We start from the raw sequence: 17,874 nt of genomic DNA on the forward strand, positions 1-17,874 counted from the left end.
TGTTCACCCACCGCGGTAGTGCCACCTCCGAGATCTCTAGGGGATGCGTGTCCACAATTCTTACGAGGTGCTTGCAGGATCGGAAGCGAAATGCGTGATTTCACCCCCGAACCTCACACGGCCATGTGAATGGGGGACAACCAGTCGCATGCTTTCGATCTCGATTTTTTCTTGACAGCCACCATCTTCTTTTGCAGAAAAGACGATAGTGAATGTCATGTTTGGAATGAAGACGTGCTTGTCTGCAGCTGCAATTACATAACTGACCACGAAATCCGCGAAGTCATCAACGAACTTCTCGATCAGGATTGTTGGCAGCTTATTGTTCCTGCGAAGGTCTATCACGCCATGGAAAAGCGTGGTCGCTGCTGCGGCTGCTTCCCCAACGTCGTCGATATCATCATCCAAACAACCGAAGAATATCATGCTCGCCGCGACTCGACGGAGGGTGAGATATCTGATTTCATGTCCCGCCTGAAACAATTCCACGAGGATAACAGGAGGGCGGACATTGAAAGGCGACAAAAAAGTCATCGAGCGGCTTAACGAGGCGCTATTCCTCGAACTCGGTGCCGTCAATCAATTCTGGGTCCATTACCGTCTTTTGGAAGACTGGGGCTACACCAAGCTCGCAAAGAAGGAACGCGCCGAATCCATCGAGGAAATGCACCATGCCGATCGCCTGGTCGCGCGTATCATCTTCCTTGAGGGGCATCCGAACCTTCAGACACTCGCGCCTTTGCGCATCGGCCAGAACGTCAAGGAGGTTCTCGAAGCCGACTTGGCCGGTGAGTATGACGCCCGCACGGCCTACAAGAAATCACGCGACATCTGTCATGACGCCGGCGATTATGTCTCCATGAAGCTGTTTGAGGATCTCCTCGCAGACGAGGAGGGTCATATCGACTTTCTCGAATCTCAGCTGCAACTGCTCGAGAAGATCGGCGAATCCAAATATGGCCAGCTCAATGCAGACTCGGCCGACGACGCAGACAAGGACTGAGGTCTGCCCACCGGCCGAATTTTTCGGCCGGTTCCTCTTTTCCGTCGCATCAAGGCGATGTTCGCTTATCAGGGCTGCAGACTGCAGTCCTTCTTCGCGGAAGACGCAAGCAACTCTTCTTAATCCGGCGCTCTCAAGCCTGCCAGGTGGCTGAACTCGGATACGACCCGATCATAGACCGCTCGTTTGAAAGGTACGATCAAGCCGGGTAGGTCGTGCATGGGCCTCCACTCCCAGGCATCGAATTCCGGCTCATGACCGCCTGGCGGCGGATTGATGGCGATCTCGCTTTCGTCGCCTTCAAACCGGAAAGCGAACCAACGTTGCGTCTGGCCACGATACTTTCCCTTGAGGCCAATGCCGATTAGCTGCGGCGGCAGATCATAATTGATCCAGTCCTTGGCCTCTGCCAACAATGTCACGGTTTTGATGCCGGTTTCCTCGTGGAGCTCCCGGTAAGCGGCCTCCAGGGGATCCTCGCCCTTGTCGATACCCCCTTGCGGCATCTGCCAGAGGTGCGGTGAACCATCGTACTCGGCATTGCCGTCCGGAATACGCCGGCCAGCCCAGACAAGACCGTCGCGGTTAAGGATCATGACACCGACGCAGGGACGGTAGGGCAGGTCTTCGGCTTTGACTGTCGCCTGGTTCACGGGGCATGCTCCTCAGGGGTTTTTCGGATCGGTGGCGAGGGCCGCGACGCCGACGATCTCGATGCCGCGCATGCCTGCCTCTTCGCTCCATTTGGCGATAGCGTCAATACTCTCGTCGAAGGCCGAGGCGACACCGATAGCTTGACCGTTCCGCTTGGCGATGCGCTCGAGCTCGTCGAGTTTCTGCAGGATCGCGTTGGTATCGACCTGTCCGTCGAGTTGCAGATCCGCGAACGCATAGGGAAGCTCAGTGCCTTTCGCGACAGCCTCCGTCTTTGACTGCGCGGATGACCCGTCGTCGAGAAACAGCAAGCCGCGCTTGGCGATATCGCGCATCACCGGTTCAAGCGCGTCCGGATTGGAGAGAAAGCGTCCCCCCAGGTAATTCATGATGCCCGTGTAATTGGTGATTTCGCCCATCGCGCGGTGCAGGCTCTCGATGTTCTTTCCGGGCGACTTCGAGGTCAGCAGCGTCTCCGCACCAGGGTCATTAGCTGGGTAATCGAATGGCTCCATTGGAATTTGCATCATGATCTCATGGCCGCTGCGACGCCCCTCCTGCATCCAGCGCTGCAGGCTGTTCCCGCTTGCGGCGAATGCGAGGGTGATCTCTTCGGGAAGTTCCTTGATGGCGCGTTGCGTGCCCGTCTGGCTGAGGCCGAGACCGCTGACGACAATTGCAACCCGGGTGCCGCGAGCGCCGGACCACGGCCGCGCATATTGATCCATCGGGCGGCGACCATCCGGTCCCACAATCGGCAGCCGACCGAAGGAGCTGTCTTCCAGCAGGCTTTCGTTCGGCATCGCCGCCATCCGCGGATCCTGGCCGATCTGCGTTGCGTCCACCAGCACCGGACCGCTGCCGTCGCGTGGTCGCGGACTGTACTTTGTCACGACGGAACCATCACCCGTCGTCATCTTTTCGACGTTGGCGCCGGAGCGAGGGTCTGAGCGAGGCATATCGCTTCCCGTCTGGCTTTGCGTGGAGGCTTTTGGGATCGTGTCCGTCGGCGGGGAGGCAGCCACATCCGTCGCAGGTGGCTTCGCCTGTTGAAGGCCGTCGTCGCGGAACGCTGAGTAAAGTGAAAATCCGCCGATCGCGATCAGGCAGAGGCTGGCGACGACGCGGCCGATCCGCAGTACGCCTGGCCGCCTGGGGCCAGCCTTGCGGTTTTGGCCCAATGGTGCATGCAAATCCGTTCCCAATTTCCTCGTCCGCCCCAAAACCGGGAAACAGCAGAAAGCCATCAGGCGGGATCGATACTCCCGCCTGATGGCATAGCAAAACTACTTGGCAGATACGGCCTTAGCCGGATTCGGCGGGAAGGACGGGTCTGTCTTGACGCCGCGAAGCAGGTCGAGCGCATAGTTGAGCTGGATGTCATCCTTCGGATCCGGCGGCACGTAGGCAACGGAGCCCGAGCCTTCATCAGTCTCGCTCTGACCCTTGATGTGGCCGCGGAGGCTGGATTCGCCTTCAGTCACCATCTTGCCCTTCAGATCGTCCGGCAGGGGTTCTTCGACCTTGATGTCCGGCGTAATGCCCGTGCCCTGGATCGAGCGGCCCGACGGGGTGTAGTAGAGCGCCGTCGTCAGGCGGAGCGCACCGTTCTCGCCGAGAGGAATGATCGTCTGGACGGAGCCCTTGCCGAAGGACCGCGTACCGAGAACGGTCGCACGGCGAAGATCCTGCAGAGCGCCGGCGACGATTTCCGAAGCCGAAGCCGAGCCGCCATTGACAAGAACGATCACCGGCTTGCCATCCGTCAGATCGCCGGGGCCGGCATTAAAGCGGCGGGTTTCGTCGGGGTTGCGGCCGCGGGTCGAGACCACTTCTCCCCGCTCAAGGAGAGCATCAGAAACCTTGATTGCCTGGTCGAGCAGACCGCCTGGATTGAGACGCAGGTCAAGAACATAGCCCTTGAGCTTGTCGGCCGGAACGGTCTCCTTGATCTTGGTGATCGCCTTTTCAAGGTCCGGATAGGTCTTTTCAGTGAAGGAGATAACCCGGAGATAACCAACGTCGCCTTCGACACGTGACTTTACGGCCTGGACGGCAACGATGTCGCGAACGATCGTCAGCTCGATCGGCTTGTCTGCACCCTTGCGGATGAGCGTGAGTTTGATCGGCGTGTTGACCGGGCCGCGCATCTTTTCGACGGCGTCTTCGAGCTTCAACCCGCGCACCGACTGGCCGTCGATTTCCGAGATATAGTCTCCGGCAAGAACGCCAGCCTTGGCGGCGGGGGTATCGTCGATCGGGGTGATGACCTTGACGAGTTCGTCTTCCATCGTCACTTCGATGCCGAGACCGCCGAATTCACCCTTCGTCTGGGTGCTCATGTCTTCGGCATCTTTGGCGTTCATGTAGCTTGAATGCGGATCGAGGGATGAGAGCATCCCATTGATGGCATTTTCGATCAGCTTGTCTTCTGCAGGCGGCGTAACGTACTGGGCCCGCACGCGCTCAAAAACGTCACCAAACACCGACAGTTCCTTGTAGGTGGATGCTCCGGCCGCCTCGGCCGGCACTCCCGCGGCATAGATGACACTCATACCGGTCGCGCCCATCAATGCGCCGACCAAAACAAGAGAAGCCCTACGAATCATTGCGTGCCTTTCCAGTATCTCTGGCGGTCCACCAAGGCCGGGAATCGACCGGTTTTCCGTCTTTTCGAAATTCAATGTAAAGCGTCGGCCTGTTGGTTTCCAGCGCCAATGCTGTTGCGCTCGCGACTCTTTTCGCACCCATCACGGCCAATGGCTCACCGGCGAAAACAAATTTCCCCTGGCGGGTGCTGATCATGTCCATTCCGGAAATCACCAAGTGGTATCCATCGCCCGCCTCGAGGATGATCATCTGGCCGTAGCTGCGGAACGAGCCGGCGAAAACCACTAGTCCGTCCGCCGGCGCAGTCACCACCGTGTCCGGGTTGGTGGCCAGTGTCATTCCCATGGCCTCGTGTCCGGTGCCATCGGCATCGCCGAATTGGCGCAGAATCTCGCCCGCCACGGGCAACTCCAACTTCGCCTTCAACTCTCCGAACGGATATGCGGGCGCAATACGGTTTTTATCGGGCACACCATTCTCGGCAAGCGCCTTGGCCTGCGCCCGCTGCTCCTCGGTGAGGAGCCTCCGGTTCTCCTCTTCCCGGCGGGCCGCCTCGGCGGCCTCACGGACGGAGGAAATCTGCGATTCCATCGAGGCCACAAGGCTCTCCAGCGTCGTCGCCTTGCCCGCCAGTTCCTCCGAACGTTTCTTTTCGGCTTCAAGATCTGCGGCATTGCTGCGATTGAGCTTGTCGTTTTCGGCAAGCAGCATGTCCATGCGCCGCTCTTCCTCGATGTTGTTCGTCATCGTGGCGGCAAGATTTGCCTTTTCCGTGGTGGTCGCGGCCTGCAGGGCCGCGAGGTTCGCCAAATCGCCGGCAAGCTTGTCGGTCTCCTTGCGCATACCTGGCACGACGGCGCCGAGCAAAATGGCACTGCGAACGGAGGCAAGCGCATCGTCCGGCGTTACGAGGAGGGCTGGGGGCGGATTGCGGCCCATTCGCTGAAGGGCGGCGAGCACTTCGGCGAGCAGGCCGCGGCGCTCATGTAACGAGCGGTGGATGGCATCTTCCTTGACACCAAGATCGGCGAGCTTCTTTTCGCTTTCCAGCATCTGCCTTTCAAGCGTCTTGCGCCGGGCAGCGGAATCGATCAACGCCTGGCGGATATTCGTGCTGCTCTTGTCTAGATCGGCAATGCTTTTTTGCAGCGCGATGACTTTATCGGATGAAAGACTGATCGTTTTCGACAGCGCTTCGAGCTCTGCGCGGGTTTCGTCCCGCTTCCTTGCGAGCTCTGCGGCCGGATCGGGCGGAACCTCATCCGGGGCGGTAGCCACGTCGGTTGCCGCATTGGGAGTAGCGGGCTCCTGAGAACTTTCGGCCGCTGGCGTCTGGACCGGCGCGTCCTGAGCAAATGCACCGGCTCCGCCGAGATCGGACTGAGCGAAAATTGCCGTCGCGCCGAGGCCGGCCGCCAGTACGGGCAGGATCAGTCTCTTTCGCTTAGGGGCAGTTCTCGTCATGCGCGTTCAGGGTAACTCTCAAATCGCGCGGAGACTAAGCCGATTTGGCATCATTTGCCAGAACGATTGGCAAAGAGAGCCGCGCTTGGCAAGACACGGCTTCGTGACCGTCAGGCGCGATGATAGGGATGACCGGCAAGGATGGTCACGGCCCGGTAAAGCTGTTCCGCGACGAGTATTCTAACGAGCTGATGCGGCCAGGTCATCTTGCCGACGCAGAGAATAAGGTCGGCTCGGTCGTAAAGCGCGGGATCAAGGCCGTCGGCGCCACCGATTGCAATCATCAGGTCGCGCTTGCCTTGATCGCGGTAGGTACCCAGCAGATTTGCAAAAGCTTCGCTATCCAGTGCCTTGCCGCGCTCGTCGAGGAGAATAAGGATGCTGCCCTCGCCAAGCGTCTTTTGAAGCATGGCCGCCTCTTCGCGCTTGCGCGTTTCCGCATTCGAGGCGCGGCTTTCAGCGACTTCTGCGACGCGGGAAAATTCCAGGCCGACTCCAGGACCAGCCTTGGCAAAACGTTCGAAATAACGGGCCGCAAGATCTTTCTCGGGGCCGGACTTCAGCCGTCCCACCGCAAAAAGACCCACACGCATTCATCCGCTCCCGTCACGCCTCAAAGGGCACAATACCAAGATGTGCCGGTCCTCATGTTGCCGGCTATTCTGTGCCTCGTTTCAGGCGCCGGATAAACGGTCCGGACGGCCTGTCAGTGCCGCGTTTCTTCCATATCCGGAGCTGCCCACATCTTTTCGATGTTATAGAACTCGCGGATTTCAGGGCGGAAAACGTGCACAATAATATCGCCGGTGTCGATCAAAATCCAATCGCCACCTTCCTGACCTTCGACACGGGCTGTTCCGAAGCCTTCGTCCTTCAGGTCGGTGAGGAGGTGATCCGAGATCGCCAGGACATGGCGGTTCGATCGGCCGGAGACGACGACCATGTAGTCGCCCAGCGCAGATTTCCCAGCAATGTCGATGGTAACGATATCTTCTGCTTTAGAGTCCTCAAGGCTCGTGAGGACGGCTTGCAGGGCGCGGGCGGCGGCATCGGCGCCACTTTCCGGGCTCTTCGGGACAACGGCGAGCGCTCTTCCCTTGGCTTGTACTGTTGTCAGTGCTTTTCCTTTCTTGGAATAACAGAACATGCACATCACTGATTTGGACGAACCAAATCATGAGTTAAGATAGGCATCAAACCATTAATCTTTCAAGACACGCGCTCCGTTTCATTCAGCGAAGCTTAAGTTCGCCCAAAAAATTTGTCTCACCACGATGGAGGAGGGGTTGTGTACAGCGCGGTCGGCCAAGCGTAAAGTATTGGCGATTTTCGGGAATTGTAGAACTGCATGGACACTACCGCCAAACATCAAATCGTTCCCATCCTCCGCATCAGCTTTCCGCAGGAAGATCGGCTGGGCCGCGGCAAGATGGAGCTTCTGGAGCATATCCGCGAAACGGGCTCGATTTCGGCGGCGGGCAGGGCGATGGATATGTCCTACCGTCGCGCCTGGATTCTGGTCAGCGACATGAACCGAATGTTCAGCGAACCGGTGGTCGAATCCCAACGCGGCGGACAAAAGGGCGGCGGTGCGGCCCTGACGCCCTTTGGCGAGGAACTGCTCTCACGTTTCCGGCGCATGGAAGCGACAGTGCGGGCTAGCCTGGCGAGCGATCTCGCCTGGCTCGAAAGCAACCGCCGATCGGTCGACGCGCCGAGCAACAATCAAGGCTGAAGCGCGACTGATTTGACGACGGCAAAGACTGGCTTGCCGGATGCAAGGTCAAGCCTCTCGGCGGATAGCGCCGTGATCCGCGACAGGATGATATCGCCGCCGCAATCGATCTCGACTTCGACCGTTCCGTCGTCCTCCGGCGACATCTTCCGTACGCTTCCCTCTATGATATTCAGGGCGCTCAAACCCTCAGGCCTCGTGGTCGCCAGCATGACCTCACGGGAAGGGATGTGCACGCGGACGCGTTTGCCCTGCGACACGCCAGCGGCAGGAACATAAAGGCGCGATGTCTTTAATACGAGCGTTGCAAGGCGATGCTTTTCATCAAGCTTTTCGACAATGCCTTCGAGAAGGGCACCTGCGTCGCGCGGGTCTTCTGCCGCCGAAGGCCGGCTCATCACGTCCGTCGCATTGCCTGCGGTCTCGACCCTGCCGTCGCGCATCACCACGACCTGGTTTGCAAGGCGGGCCACCTCGGCGATCGAGTGGCTCACATAGACGATCGGGATCTCGGTCTCGTCCCTCAGGCGTTCGAGATAGGGCAGGATCTCCGCCTTGCGAATTTCGTCGAGTGCCGCCAGCGGTTCGTCCATCAGCAACAGGCGAGGGGAGGAAAGCAGCGCGCGGCCGATCGCGACACGCTGCTTTTCGCCACCTGAGAGCGTGGAAGGGCGCCGGTCAAGAAGGCTTTCGATGCCGAGCAGATCGACGATGCGATCAAAGCTGCCGGCGCCTGGAGCCTTCGCCGCGAACCAGCTTCCGTAGGAAAGATTGTTTCGAACGTTCAGGTGTGGAAAGAGCCGCCCGTCCTGGAAAACATAGCCGAACCTGCGGCGATGGCGGGGGACAAAGATGCCTTTCGCGGTGTCGGTCAACGGCTCGCCGTCCAAAACGACAAGGCCCTCATCCGGCCGAACAAGACCGGCGATGATGCGGATCATCGAGGTCTTGCCAGAGCCGGATCGGCCGAAAAGCGCGGTCACGCCGGCTTTCGAGGTGAAGGCTGCATCAAGGGTGAAGGCGCCGAATCGGTGTTTGGTTTCGATCGTCAGCGTCATTCCGGATCGACCCTCCGGCCTGCGAGATGAGCCATGAACTCCGAGGCCAGCAGCGCGGCCATGGAGACGACGATCGCAACGACGGTGAGACGCATGGCGCCAGCGTCGCCGCCGGGAATCTGCGTAAACGTATAAATCGCCGTAGACAGCGTCTGCGTCTCACCTGGGATGTTCGAGACAAAGGTGATGGTCGCGCCGAATTCACCCATAGCCTTGGCGAAGGACAGGATCATCCCGACGATGATCCCGGGCAGCGTCAGCGGCAGGGTGACCGTGAGGAACACCCAGAGCGGGCTTGCTCCCAGCGTTCCCGCCGCTTCCTCCACCTTGCGGTCAATCGCCTCGATCGAAAGCCGGATGCTTCGCACCATCAGCGGGAACCCCATGACGGCGCAGGCAAGCGCCGCACCGGTCCAGCGGAAGGAAAAGACGATCCCGAAGTATTGATCCAGCAGGCTGCCGATTGGTCCGCGCCGACCGAAAAGGATCAACAGAATGAAACCAGTAACGACGGGCGGAAGGATGAGGGGCAGATGGATCACGCCATTGAGGACAGATTTGCCATAGAAGCGGCCGCGCGCCAGCAGGAGTGCGACGAGGATGCCGAAGGGTAGGCTCGCCAGCATGGCAACAACCGACACGCGCAGGCTGAGAAACACTGCGGTCCATTCTTCATCGCTGAGGCCGAGCAGGTCCAAGCAGTGTCTCCAAAGAAAGAAGGCTTGCCGAAGCAAGCCTTGACGCTATGTCGGGGCGCCCGAAACCGCAATCACTTCAGAACAGTAAAGCCCTGCTGGGTGAAGAACGGAGCTGCTTTGTCCGACTTCAGGAAGTCGAGATAGGCAGATGCATCCGGGTTCGTGCTCTCGGCAAGCAGCGCGATCGGATAGATGATCGGCGGATGGGAATCGGCGGGGAAGATGCCGACAATCGCCACACCTTTATCGGCGGCCGCATCCGTTTGATAGACGATGCCGTAAGGGGCTTCGCCGCGAGAAACGAGCGCCAGCGCTGCGCGAACGCTCTCGGCATAGGCTGCCTTCGGTTCGACCGACTTCCAGATGCCGAGCTTGTCGAGCGCCGTCTGGCCATACTTGCCGGCCGGGACAGATTTGGGTTCGCCCATGGCAAGCCTGCCGTCGCCGATCAGACCTGAGAGATCGAAGCCCTGCTTGATGTCGACCGGCTTGGCATTGTCCTTGGCTGCGACAAGAACGAGGCGGTTGCCCAGGAGATTGGAACGGGTGTCTTCCTTGATGAGCTTCTTTCCGGCGACGTAGTCCATCCAATTCAGGTCGGCGGAGATGAAGACGTCGGCCGGCGCAGCATTTTCGATCTGCTTGGCAAGCGCCCCGCTGGCGGCATAGGAGGCGACGGCTTCCTTGCCGCTTTTCTTTGCCCAAGCCGCGTTCGCGGCGTCGAGCGCATCCTTGAGGCTCGCTGCCGCGAAGACGGTCACTTTGTCGGCGGCGCTCGCGGAGTCCGGCGCGAGGCCAGCGGCGGCGATCCAGACTGCAGAAATGATGCCGATCGAGCTTTTTATCCATTGGCGAAAAGTAGGCATGTTTGGGAACCTCCAGGTCGAAATATCCGTAGGAATATATCGATATCGCCGGGATGGCTAGAGGGATAGTTGGCGAATGTATAGCGAGTTTTCTATAAATTATACTGTGTGAATATCGGCAATTTTGTACAACATTGCCGGGATATTCGCGCGTAAATTGAGAAAATAACGGTAAATTTAAAGTAAAATCCGTGATCAAATGGCTTGAATTTGCCAAAAATAGTTTATCTACTCTGCGCCTCTTTGGCCGCCCGGCAAACTGAATGGTAAGAAACGAGGATCAACGATTTCATGAATTCGGCGACGCGGAAATTCATCTTTCATGACTTGCAAACGGTCGAAGGATACATCGATCCGCCAGACGCACTCGTGTTTCTTTCGTTGTTGCAAGGCCAACAGGCCAGGGCACTTGGCGGGGGAATTGCCGAAATCGGCGTCTTTTATGGGCGCTCCTACTACCTCTTCAGGAAGATCTGCGGCCCTGACGCAAAACTACTTGCAATCGACCTGTTCGACATCGGCAAGACCAGTGACGGCGTGTCACCCCAATACAGCCGGTTTCTGGAGAATGGCCGGCGGTTGGGGCTCGAGGTCGACGAGAACCTGATTGTCAAAGGCGATAGCACTAAGCTGACCGCGAGTGAGATCAGGGAGAAGATTGGCGAAGTACGCTTCTTCAGTATCGACGGCGGACATATGTTGCAGCATCTCGCGGCCGACAGCCGGCTCGCGATGGATTCGCTGGCGAAGCATGGGGTCATCGCATTCGACGATACGTTCAACCCCGCCTGGCCCGAAGTGACGGTTGGCGTCGCAGACTTTCTGCGAGAGCGAGGATCCGAGTTCTCCGCCTTCTGCATGACGAAATACAAAACATACGTCTGCCGGCGGGAATTCCATGAGTTTTACTATGGCATGATCGCCGACGCGCCGGACCTGACGGCTTTCGACCATGTTGAGACGGAATTTCTCGGCTCTAGGGTTGCAAGGCTGCACAACCCGATCAGCAGACGCATGGTCTACGAGTTGATGGTTCGCTCGGGCATGAGCGCATTTTCCGAGCGCGTTTATCGCTGAGCCCTAGCCTATGCCGCAAAAAGCGGCACAGGATCAATGCAAATAGGGAAGAGCCTTGCGGTTCCTGCATTGCTGCAATGCAATATACAGGCTTCCAGTCTCGCGAGATCATGATAAAACATACTTATCGAAACGGCGATCTCCTCCTCCCAAAGCCGTTAGATAGAGATCGGCAACACTCCTCCTCCCAGTTGTCGATCAAGTTTATAAGCCCGACGGATCTCCTCCCCCGTCGGGCTTTTCATTTGCGCCTTACTCAGCGACTTTGCGAAGGGCGGTCGAACTCAGTGTTGAGCGCGGCCCGTGGATGAAAGTCCAGGCGGGTGCCGGCTTCTTCCACAGTGCACGGGCATCATCCTCGTCGATACGCGCGAAAGCGAAGGTCTTCGCCAATTTCGAGGAGAGATAGGAAAGCGTCGAGCCAGGCCGATCGATGACGGCGATCGGGAAGGTGCGCGCGATGTCCTGCCACTTTTGCCATTTGTGGAAGCTCTGCAGACTGTCGGCGCCCATGATCCAGATGAAATGGACGTGCGGATTGCGGGCCTTTACCTTGGCGAGCGTATTGGCCGTGTAGCTGACGCCCAGCGACTGTTCGAACGCGGTCACCTTGATATGCGGGTCGGTTGCGATCGCTTCGCTGAGCGTGATCCGCTCGGAAAGCGGCGCAAGATGGTTGCGATTCTTCAGTGGGTTGCCGGGTGTTACCATCCACCAGAGCTGGTCGAGGCCGAGGCGCCTTATGGCAATCTCGGCGACCAGCGCATGCCCCTCGTGCGGCGGATTGAAGGATCCGCCGAAAAGACCGACAACCATGCCGCGCTCGACATGCGGCATGCGAAGATACCGTCGGTCCATACCGTCAGTCGTCACGTCAGGGTCGCGTTTGTCCGGTGCCATGTACACGGTACTTGAATGAGGTGAGCTGTTCGACGCCGACTGGACCGCGGGCGTGCATCTTGCCCGTTGCGATACCGATTTCCGCTCCCATGCCAAATTCCCCGCCATCGGCAAATTGCGTCGAGGCGTTGTGCAGCAGGATGGCAGAATCGATCTCGGTGAAGAAACGCTCGACGACGGCCGGATCTTCCGCAATCACCGCTTCCGTATGGTTCGACGAATATTTCTGGATGTGGTCGATGGCACCGGAAATGCCGTCCACGACGGCAACGGAAATGACCGCATCGAGGTATTCCGTCGACCAGTCCTCTTCCGTGGCCGGCTTCATGCCGGGGGCGACTTTCAGCACGGTCGCGGAAGCGCGGATTTCACAGCCGGCATCGGCCAGTCCTTCAAGAAGGGGCGTCAGATGAGTGCCGATTGCCGCGCCGTCGACAAGCAGGCTTTCAACGGCACCGCAGATACCCGTGCGGCGCATCTTGGCGTTGACGACGATCGCTTTTGCCATTTCGATGTCGGCCGAGGCATCGACATAGATGTGGCAGAGGCCTTCGAGATGGGCGAAAACCGGAACGCGGGCCTCGTTCTGAACCCGAGCGACGAGGCTCTTGCCGCCGCGCGGCACGATGACGTCGATTGCTCCCTCAAGGCCCCGCAGCATGGCGCCGACGGCCGCGCGATCCGAAACCGGAACGAGCTGGATGGCATGTTCGGGAAGGCCTGCAGTTCTCAGCCCCTCAACCAGGCAGTCGTGGATCGCCTGCGATGAACGGCGAGAATCCGAGCCGCAACGCAGGATGACGGCATTGCCGGCTTTCAGGCAAAGCGCACCGGCATCCGCCGTCACATTCGGCCGGCTCTCAAAGATCACTCCGATGACGCCAAGCGGCGTGCGAACGCGTTCAATCCTCAACCCGTTGGGCCGCTCCCAAGCACTGATGACCTCTCCGATGGGATCCTTCAACGCGGCGATCGCTCGAATGCCGTCGGCCATCTCGGCGATGCGCTTGTCATCGAGCGTCAGACGGTCGACGAAGGAGGCAAGCATGTCGGAGCCCGCGACGTCCTGCAGATCCTTGGCGTTTTCGGCAAGGATATGAGCCTTGCGGGCAATGATCGCATCGGCCATGGCGATCAGCGCCTTGTCCTTAGCTTCGGTGGACGCAAAGCCCAACGGTCGTGCCGCAGCCTTGGCCTTGCGGCCGATGTCATTCATCAGCGCGTCAATGTCAGGGCTTTGCACAACGGTATCAAGCATAGCTCGCGTCCTTCTTCTGCCTTTCCGATTTCGGATTTACCTGTGATGTCATGACCATATCGTCGCGATGGATCATCGCGGCACGGCCTGCATAACCGAGGATCGCCTCGATTTCCGCCGATTTGCGGCCAACGATCTGGCGGGCTTCGTCCGCGTCGTAACCGGCAAGGCCGCGGGCGATCTCGCGGCCGGAGGGGCCAATGATGGCTACCGTGTCGCCGCGGCTAAAAACGCCAATTACCTTGCGGACGCCAGCCGGAAGCAGACTCTTGCCTGCGCCCAGCGCCGTTACTGCACCATCGTCGATGTGCAGTTCACCAGCCGGCTGCAGCTGGCCCGCAATCCAGGTCTTGCGCGCGGTAACGGGCGTACCGGACGGCGCGAACCACGAGGAGCGCGCACCATTCGCCATAGCCGAGAGCGGGCTATCCGTCTTGCCGGAAGCGATGATCATCGCGCAGCCGGAAGCCGTCGCGATCTTGCCGGCGTCGATCTTGGTGCGCATGCCTCCGCGTGACAGCTCGGAGGCGGCTCCGCCTGCCATGGCCTCGATTTCGGGCGTGATCTCGGCGATTGTCTCCAGGAATCTGGCATCGGGATCGAGATGTGGAGGAGCGGTGTAGAGGCCGTCGATATCCGACAGCAGGATCAGCAGATCAGCACCCGTCATCGTCGCGACACGGGCTGCGAGGCGATCATTGTCGCCGTAGCGGATTTCGCTGGTCGCGACCGTGTCGTTCTCATTGATGATCGGCACGGCGCCGATCTTCAGCAGCTGGTTGATCGTCGCGCGCGCATTGAGATAGCGGCGGCGTTCTTCCGTGTCTCCAAGCGTAAGCAGAATCTGCCCTGCAACGATCTCGTCGCGCGACAGGCTTTCCGACCAGGCGCGAGCGAGAGAAATCTGTCCGACGGCCGCAGCCGCCTGGCTCTCCTCGAGTTTCAGTGCCCCGGAGGGTAGATCGAGAACCGAGCGGCCGAGCGCAATGGCGCCGGAGGAGACGACGAGGACATCGGCACCTTTCGCCTTCAGTGCGGCGATATCGGCGCACATGGCATCCAGCCACGCCTTCCTGAGGCCGGTCTTGCGGTCAACCAGGAGCGCTGAGCCGATTTTGATGACGATGCGGCGATATCGATCGAGCGGCTTACGTGTCGTCATCCGTCCGTTCCTCGTCAGCCGACGCCATGTCGCGGTGCCGCAGCTTCGGCGCCTTGGCGGGCTTTTCGCCGCCCGCGTTTGCTTCAACGATGATGTCGCGCAGCGCTCGCAGAACCTCAGTCATGCCCTGGCCGGTCGCGGCAGAAATCTGGAACGGCGTCTTGCCGCAAGCCTTGGCAAGCTCCTTGGTCTTCTTCTTCAGCGTTGCGTCGTCGAGCACGTCGATTTGCGAGAGCGCTACGATTTCCGCCTTGTCGGTAAGTTCATTGCCATAAGCCTCAAGCTCGTTCTTCACAGTCGTATAGGCCTTGCCGACCTTTTCTTCCTGAGCCGAAACCAGGTGCAGCAGCACGCGAGTCCGCTCGACGTGGCCGAGGAACCGGTCGCCGATGCCGACCCCTTCATGCGCGCCTTCGATCAGACCCGGAATGTCCGCGAGGATGAATTCCTGGCCGTCGATGGTGGCGACGCCGAGGTTCGGGTGCAGGGTCGTGAAGGGATAGTTGGCGATTTTCGGCCGCGCGCGCGTCACGGCGGCAAGGAAAGTCGATTTGCCCGCGTTCGGCAAGCCGACGAGACCGGCGTCGGCAATCAGCTTCAGATGCAGCCAGATCGTCTTTTCTTCGCCGGCCAGGCCGGGATTCGCCCAATCCGGCGCCTGATTGACCGAGGACTTGAAATGCGCATTCCCGAAGCCGCCGTTGCCGCCGGCGGCAAGCCGGAAGCGCTGACCCTCTTCGGTAAGATCGCAGATCAGTGTTTCCTGGTCCTCTTCCAGGATCTGCGTCCCGACGGGGACTTTGAGCGTCACGTCGTCGCCGTTCGCGCCGGTACGGTTTTTACCCATACCGTGCATGCCGATCTTGGCCTTGAAATGCTGCTGGTAGCGGAAGTCGATGAGCGTGTTGAGGCCGTTGACGGCTTCGACCCAGACGTCGCCGCCGCGTCCGCCGTCGCCGCCATCCGGTCCGCCGAACTCGATGAATTTCTCGCGCCGGAACGAAACGCTGCCCGCGCCGCCGTCACCAGACCGGATATAGACCTTTGCTTCGTCGAGAAATTTCATTTTACTTCCATCACCGGTGGTTCTGTACGCGCCCCATCCTGCCGCTTTCGATATAGGCGGTTCAAGCCGAGGTCAAAGATTATCGTGAAGTTTGCGAGCTATAACATACAGTACGGCTTCGGTCTTGACGGGATCTATGATCTCAACCGTATCGCCAGGAGCATCGAGGCCGCGGATATCATCGCCCTTCAGGAGGTGACCAGAGGTTTCTCCGAGAACGATTTTGCCGACATGGTGGACGATCTCGCGGCTCTTTTTCCCAACCATTTCTGGGTCTATGGAGCGCCCTGCGACGTCCATGTCGATACCGGCGAGGACGGCTTCCCGCCGCGCGGGACCCGCTTCCAGTTCGGCAACATGATCCTCTCCCGCTGGCCGGTCCTTTCGACGCGTACCCTGCTTCTGCCGCGCGGCCGCACCGTCACGAAGCTCAACCTGCAGCGCGGGGCGACTGAGGCCGTCATTGATACGCCGGACGGCGCGCTCCGCGTCTATTCCGTTCACCTCGATCACGTCTCGGCAGACGAGCGCATCCGTCAACTCGCCTTTTTGAACGAGCGGATCAACGCGTTTCCGTTCGAGGGCGGATCCTTGACGGGTGCTGGCGAGTTCGGAATGGCAGAACTGCCGCTGCCCGAAGATTACGTCGTCATGGGCGACTTCAATATGGTGCCGGAATCGCCGGAATACTGTTCGCTTGCCGGTACTGCGGACAAGTCTTTTGGCCGGGTTCCGAGGATCGGCACACCAGTCGACGCACTGGCGGCGCTGGAGGCCTATCCGCCCAGGAGCTATAGCTGGATGGACCCGAAGGATCACAACAAACGCATGCATCTCGATTACTGTTTCGTCAGTTGCGGCCTGCAGAGAAGACTGAAATCAGCCTATGTGGATACGCAGTCGGTGGGTTCCGATCATTTTCCGCTCTGGGTCGAGATCGGCGGGTAGGGGAGACGCCGCAGCAGGGCTGCGGCGCTTCGTGTCTGTTCAAGCAGCCTTCGTGATCTGCAGCGCGCCGGGCTGAAGCACGGTCTCGATATGTGACACCATGGTGTTGCGCGCAAAGCTGTAGATCTCGCTGCACCCGCTCATCCGGAAGCCAAGCTTTTCCTGCAGTCTCAGCGAGGCTGGATTGTCCGCGAACACGCCCGAATGAACCGCTGTTTCCGGCATGCGCCGGGAAAAGCGCTCGAGCACCGCCGCAACGGCCTCGCCCATATAGCCCTGCCGCCAGAAGTAGCGATTGAGCCAATAGCCAAGGTGCCAGCGGCCGTGGCGGAGTTCCAGCGAGACGACACCGATATGGGCATCTTCACCGCTGGTGATCGCCAGGTGCCAGTCCGTCAGCGCGCCGGACGTTACCGGGACGAGCCAGTCCAGCGCATCCTGCCGGTCATACGGAGCGGGCACGCGGGCAAGCATGCGGGTGATCGCGAAATCGGAAAGCGATTCCGCGATCGCGTTCGCATCGCTCAGCCGATGCGGGCGAAGCGTCAGCCGGGCCGTGGTGACGACCGGCACGGGGCCGGGCGTCATTGCTTGGGGCTTCAGACGCTGCAAGGTGGGGGCGCTCATGACAGGCTCCCCCAGCTTCTCAGCGACATCCAGGTCTTCCGGTCGAGCCGGTACCATTCGACCGGCACGTTGCTGCCAAGCGCCAGCGAGGCGGCAAGTCCCGAACCCTGGAACTGGAAACCGCACTTCTGGATGACGCGGCGGGATGCGACGTTGGTCACCCGGCAACGAGCGTCGATCTGATCGACGTTTTCGCGGGTACGGAAGACCATGTCGACCAGTGCGTGGCACGCTTCGGTCGTATAGCCCTGGCCCCAATAGGGCTCGCCCAGCCAGTAGCCGATCTCGACGGTGCGCCCGTCGGCATGCGGCTCGACCCCGCAGCACCCCATGAAGGCGCCGTTCTCGGCCTTGGTGATGGCGTAGACGCACTTACCAATCTCGCCATTCTTCGTCCGACGCACGAAGTCGGCAGCATCATTGGCAGTATATGGGTGCGGCATACGCGATACCATTGTGGCGACTTTGGCGTTGTTGGCGAGATGGGAAAGGGCGTCGATGTCTTCTTCGTGGGGCGCGCGCATGACGAGCCTTTCCGATAACAAGACAGGGCAATCGGTCCTTAACCGCTCCGGCCTCAGCCGCTCCTTGGGAGACCTCTGGTCTTCCCGGGGTGACCGGGATTGGTCTACCCTTATCAGTTCGCCTTGCATGTTCAGTCCTCCTTATGGACAAAGAAAAAGGGGAGATGGCGCCCCATCTCCCCTGCTTTCTGGACTGAACCTGGTGCGGTCAGCCGGGTCGATGA

Annotated in this window: 20 protein-coding genes; 5 read left to right on the forward strand and 15 right to left on the reverse strand. The window is 59.8% G+C overall.

Annotation, left to right across the window (positions count from 1 at the left end; genetic code table 11):
* The first annotated feature begins 129 nt into the window (after window positions 1-129).
* Both ACPYOI_RS07305 and bfr read left to right on the forward strand, forming a co-directional pair.
* Complete coding sequence (locus tag ACPYOI_RS07305; protein WP_481420162.1) at window positions 130-546, forward strand: (2Fe-2S)-binding protein; 417 nt, start codon at window positions 130-132, stop codon at window positions 544-546.
* Window positions 512-1,003 carry a bacterioferritin gene (gene bfr, locus ACPYOI_RS07310; protein WP_481420163.1) on the forward strand — a complete coding sequence of 164 codons (492 nt, stop codon included), beginning with the start codon at window positions 512-514 and terminating at the stop codon, window positions 1,001-1,003. The genes ACPYOI_RS07305 and bfr overlap by 35 nt, the downstream gene beginning before the upstream one ends.
* Window positions 1,004-1,122: 119 nt before the next feature.
* Here bfr and ACPYOI_RS07315 read toward each other — a convergent pair whose 3' ends face one another.
* The 6 genes from ACPYOI_RS07315 to rsfS form a co-directional block, all read right to left on the reverse strand.
* Window positions 1,123-1,656, reverse strand: coding sequence for an RNA pyrophosphohydrolase (locus tag ACPYOI_RS07315; RefSeq protein ID WP_481418127.1), 534 nt, complete (start codon window positions 1,654-1,656; stop codon window positions 1,123-1,125).
* Window positions 1,657-1,668: 12 nt separating this feature from the next.
* Window positions 1,669-2,862, reverse strand: a complete 1,194-nt coding sequence (locus ACPYOI_RS07320) for a divergent polysaccharide deacetylase family protein (protein ID WP_481418128.1) — start codon at window positions 2,860-2,862, stop codon at window positions 1,669-1,671.
* An 81-nt stretch (window positions 2,863-2,943) separates the two neighbouring features.
* Window positions 2,944-4,266 carry a S41 family peptidase gene (locus ACPYOI_RS07325; RefSeq protein WP_168831821.1) on the reverse strand — a complete coding sequence of 441 codons (1,323 nt, stop codon included), beginning with the start codon at window positions 4,264-4,266 and terminating at the stop codon, window positions 2,944-2,946.
* Window positions 4,256-5,701 carry a murein hydrolase activator EnvC family protein gene (locus ACPYOI_RS07330; RefSeq protein WP_481422736.1) on the reverse strand — a complete coding sequence of 482 codons (1,446 nt, stop codon included), beginning with the start codon at window positions 5,699-5,701 and terminating at the stop codon, window positions 4,256-4,258. Before ACPYOI_RS07330 ends, ACPYOI_RS07325 begins: the two co-directional genes overlap by 11 nt.
* Before the next feature lie 140 nt (window positions 5,702-5,841).
* Window positions 5,842-6,324, reverse strand: coding sequence for a 23S rRNA (pseudouridine(1915)-N(3))-methyltransferase RlmH (gene rlmH, locus ACPYOI_RS07335; protein WP_481418129.1), 483 nt, complete (start codon window positions 6,322-6,324; stop codon window positions 5,842-5,844).
* Window positions 6,325-6,437: 113 nt separating this feature from the next.
* Window positions 6,438-6,878: a ribosome silencing factor gene (gene rsfS, locus ACPYOI_RS07340; protein ID WP_168831818.1), complete on the reverse strand. Its 441-nt coding sequence runs from the start codon at window positions 6,876-6,878 to the stop codon at window positions 6,438-6,440.
* Between the two features lie 201 nt (window positions 6,879-7,079).
* Between rsfS and ACPYOI_RS07345 the strand changes: the two genes are divergently transcribed.
* Window positions 7,080-7,466, forward strand: coding sequence for a winged helix-turn-helix domain-containing protein (locus ACPYOI_RS07345; RefSeq protein WP_481418130.1), 387 nt, complete (start codon window positions 7,080-7,082; stop codon window positions 7,464-7,466).
* Here the strand turns inward: ACPYOI_RS07345 and modC are convergent.
* The 3 genes from modC to modA form a co-directional block, all read right to left on the reverse strand.
* On the reverse strand, window positions 7,457-8,524 hold the full coding sequence (gene modC / locus ACPYOI_RS07350) for a molybdenum ABC transporter ATP-binding protein (RefSeq protein ID WP_481418131.1): 1,068 nt from the start codon (window positions 8,522-8,524) through the stop codon (window positions 7,457-7,459). The two genes, ACPYOI_RS07345 and modC, sit on opposite strands and share 10 nt — an antisense overlap.
* Window positions 8,521-9,222, reverse strand: coding sequence for a molybdate ABC transporter permease subunit (gene modB, locus ACPYOI_RS07355; protein ID WP_481418132.1), 702 nt, complete (start codon window positions 9,220-9,222; stop codon window positions 8,521-8,523). Before modB ends, modC begins: the two co-directional genes overlap by 4 nt.
* Window positions 9,223-9,293: 71 nt before the next feature.
* Window positions 9,294-10,088: a molybdate ABC transporter substrate-binding protein gene (gene modA / locus ACPYOI_RS07360; protein WP_481418133.1), complete on the reverse strand. Its 795-nt coding sequence runs from the start codon at window positions 10,086-10,088 to the stop codon at window positions 9,294-9,296.
* Window positions 10,089-10,379: 291 nt separating this feature from the next.
* Here modA and ACPYOI_RS07365 point away from each other — a divergent pair, with 291 nt between their 5' ends.
* Complete coding sequence (locus ACPYOI_RS07365; RefSeq protein WP_481418134.1) at window positions 10,380-11,165, forward strand: class I SAM-dependent methyltransferase; 786 nt, start codon at window positions 10,380-10,382, stop codon at window positions 11,163-11,165.
* A gap of 252 nt (window positions 11,166-11,417) precedes the next feature.
* Here ACPYOI_RS07365 and ACPYOI_RS07370 read toward each other — a convergent pair whose 3' ends face one another.
* Genes ACPYOI_RS07370 through obgE form a run of 4 tightly spaced genes read right to left on the reverse strand, consistent with a single transcriptional unit; the run spans window position 11,418 to window position 15,551 of the window.
* Complete coding sequence (locus ACPYOI_RS07370) at window positions 11,418-12,065, reverse strand: nicotinate-nucleotide adenylyltransferase (RefSeq protein ID WP_481418135.1); 648 nt, start codon at window positions 12,063-12,065, stop codon at window positions 11,418-11,420.
* Window positions 12,040-13,323, reverse strand: a complete 1,284-nt coding sequence (locus ACPYOI_RS07375; RefSeq protein WP_481418136.1) for a glutamate-5-semialdehyde dehydrogenase — start codon at window positions 13,321-13,323, stop codon at window positions 12,040-12,042. The genes ACPYOI_RS07370 and ACPYOI_RS07375 overlap by 26 nt, the downstream gene beginning before the upstream one ends.
* Complete coding sequence (proB, locus tag ACPYOI_RS07380; protein WP_481418137.1) at window positions 13,316-14,485, reverse strand: glutamate 5-kinase; 1,170 nt, start codon at window positions 14,483-14,485, stop codon at window positions 13,316-13,318. The genes ACPYOI_RS07375 and proB overlap by 8 nt, the downstream gene beginning before the upstream one ends.
* Window positions 14,472-15,551 carry a GTPase ObgE gene (obgE, locus tag ACPYOI_RS07385; protein ID WP_481418138.1) on the reverse strand — a complete coding sequence of 360 codons (1,080 nt, stop codon included), beginning with the start codon at window positions 15,549-15,551 and terminating at the stop codon, window positions 14,472-14,474. The genes proB and obgE overlap by 14 nt, the downstream gene beginning before the upstream one ends.
* An 84-nt stretch (window positions 15,552-15,635) precedes the next feature.
* Here obgE and ACPYOI_RS07390 point away from each other — a divergent pair, with 84 nt between their 5' ends.
* Window positions 15,636-16,499, forward strand: a complete 864-nt coding sequence (locus ACPYOI_RS07390) for an endonuclease/exonuclease/phosphatase family protein (RefSeq protein WP_481418139.1) — start codon at window positions 15,636-15,638, stop codon at window positions 16,497-16,499.
* Window positions 16,500-16,538: 39 nt separating this feature from the next.
* On the opposite strand, the gene ACPYOI_RS07395 is transcribed toward ACPYOI_RS07390, so the two are convergent.
* Together ACPYOI_RS07395 and ACPYOI_RS07400 are read right to left on the reverse strand one after the other, a co-directional pair.
* On the reverse strand, window positions 16,539-17,126 hold the full coding sequence (locus ACPYOI_RS07395; protein ID WP_481418140.1) for a GNAT family N-acetyltransferase: 588 nt from the start codon (window positions 17,124-17,126) through the stop codon (window positions 16,539-16,541).
* Complete coding sequence (locus tag ACPYOI_RS07400) at window positions 17,123-17,779, reverse strand: GNAT family N-acetyltransferase (RefSeq protein WP_481418141.1); 657 nt, start codon at window positions 17,777-17,779, stop codon at window positions 17,123-17,125. Before ACPYOI_RS07400 ends, ACPYOI_RS07395 begins: the two co-directional genes overlap by 4 nt.
* Window positions 17,780-17,874 lie beyond the last annotated feature (95 nt).

The sequence above is a fragment of the Rhizobium sp. SVR5-2C genome (assembly GCF_056755115.1).

Excerpts from the sequence above, each read along its gene's own strand:
- ACPYOI_RS07305 (WP_481420162.1), top strand. The coding sequence starts at position 130 with ATGGGGGACAACCAGTCGCATGCTTTCGATCTCGATTTTTTCTTGACA.
- ACPYOI_RS07325 (WP_168831821.1), bottom strand. The coding sequence starts at position 4,266 with ATGATTCGTAGGGCTTCTCTTGTTTTGGTCGGCGCATTGATGGGCGCG.
- rlmH (WP_481418129.1), bottom strand. The coding sequence starts at position 6,324 with ATGCGTGTGGGTCTTTTTGCGGTGGGACGGCTGAAGTCCGGCCCCGAG.
- rsfS (WP_168831818.1), bottom strand. The coding sequence starts at position 6,878 with ATGTTCTGTTATTCCAAGAAAGGAAAAGCACTGACAACAGTACAAGCC.
- ACPYOI_RS07345 (WP_481418130.1), top strand. The coding sequence starts at position 7,080 with ATGGACACTACCGCCAAACATCAAATCGTTCCCATCCTCCGCATCAGC.
- modC (WP_481418131.1), bottom strand. The coding sequence starts at position 8,524 with ATGACGCTGACGATCGAAACCAAACACCGATTCGGCGCCTTCACCCTT.
- modA (WP_481418133.1), bottom strand. The coding sequence starts at position 10,088 with ATGCCTACTTTTCGCCAATGGATAAAAAGCTCGATCGGCATCATTTCT.
- ACPYOI_RS07365 (WP_481418134.1), top strand. The coding sequence starts at position 10,380 with ATGAATTCGGCGACGCGGAAATTCATCTTTCATGACTTGCAAACGGTC.
- ACPYOI_RS07370 (WP_481418135.1), bottom strand. The coding sequence starts at position 12,065 with ATGGCACCGGACAAACGCGACCCTGACGTGACGACTGACGGTATGGAC.
- ACPYOI_RS07375 (WP_481418136.1), bottom strand. The coding sequence starts at position 13,323 with ATGCTTGATACCGTTGTGCAAAGCCCTGACATTGACGCGCTGATGAAT.
- proB (WP_481418137.1), bottom strand. The coding sequence starts at position 14,485 with ATGACGACACGTAAGCCGCTCGATCGATATCGCCGCATCGTCATCAAA.
- obgE (WP_481418138.1), bottom strand. The coding sequence starts at position 15,551 with ATGAAATTTCTCGACGAAGCAAAGGTCTATATCCGGTCTGGTGACGGC.
- ACPYOI_RS07395 (WP_481418140.1), bottom strand. The coding sequence starts at position 17,126 with ATGAGCGCCCCCACCTTGCAGCGTCTGAAGCCCCAAGCAATGACGCCC.
- ACPYOI_RS07400 (WP_481418141.1), bottom strand. The coding sequence starts at position 17,779 with ATGCAAGGCGAACTGATAAGGGTAGACCAATCCCGGTCACCCCGGGAA.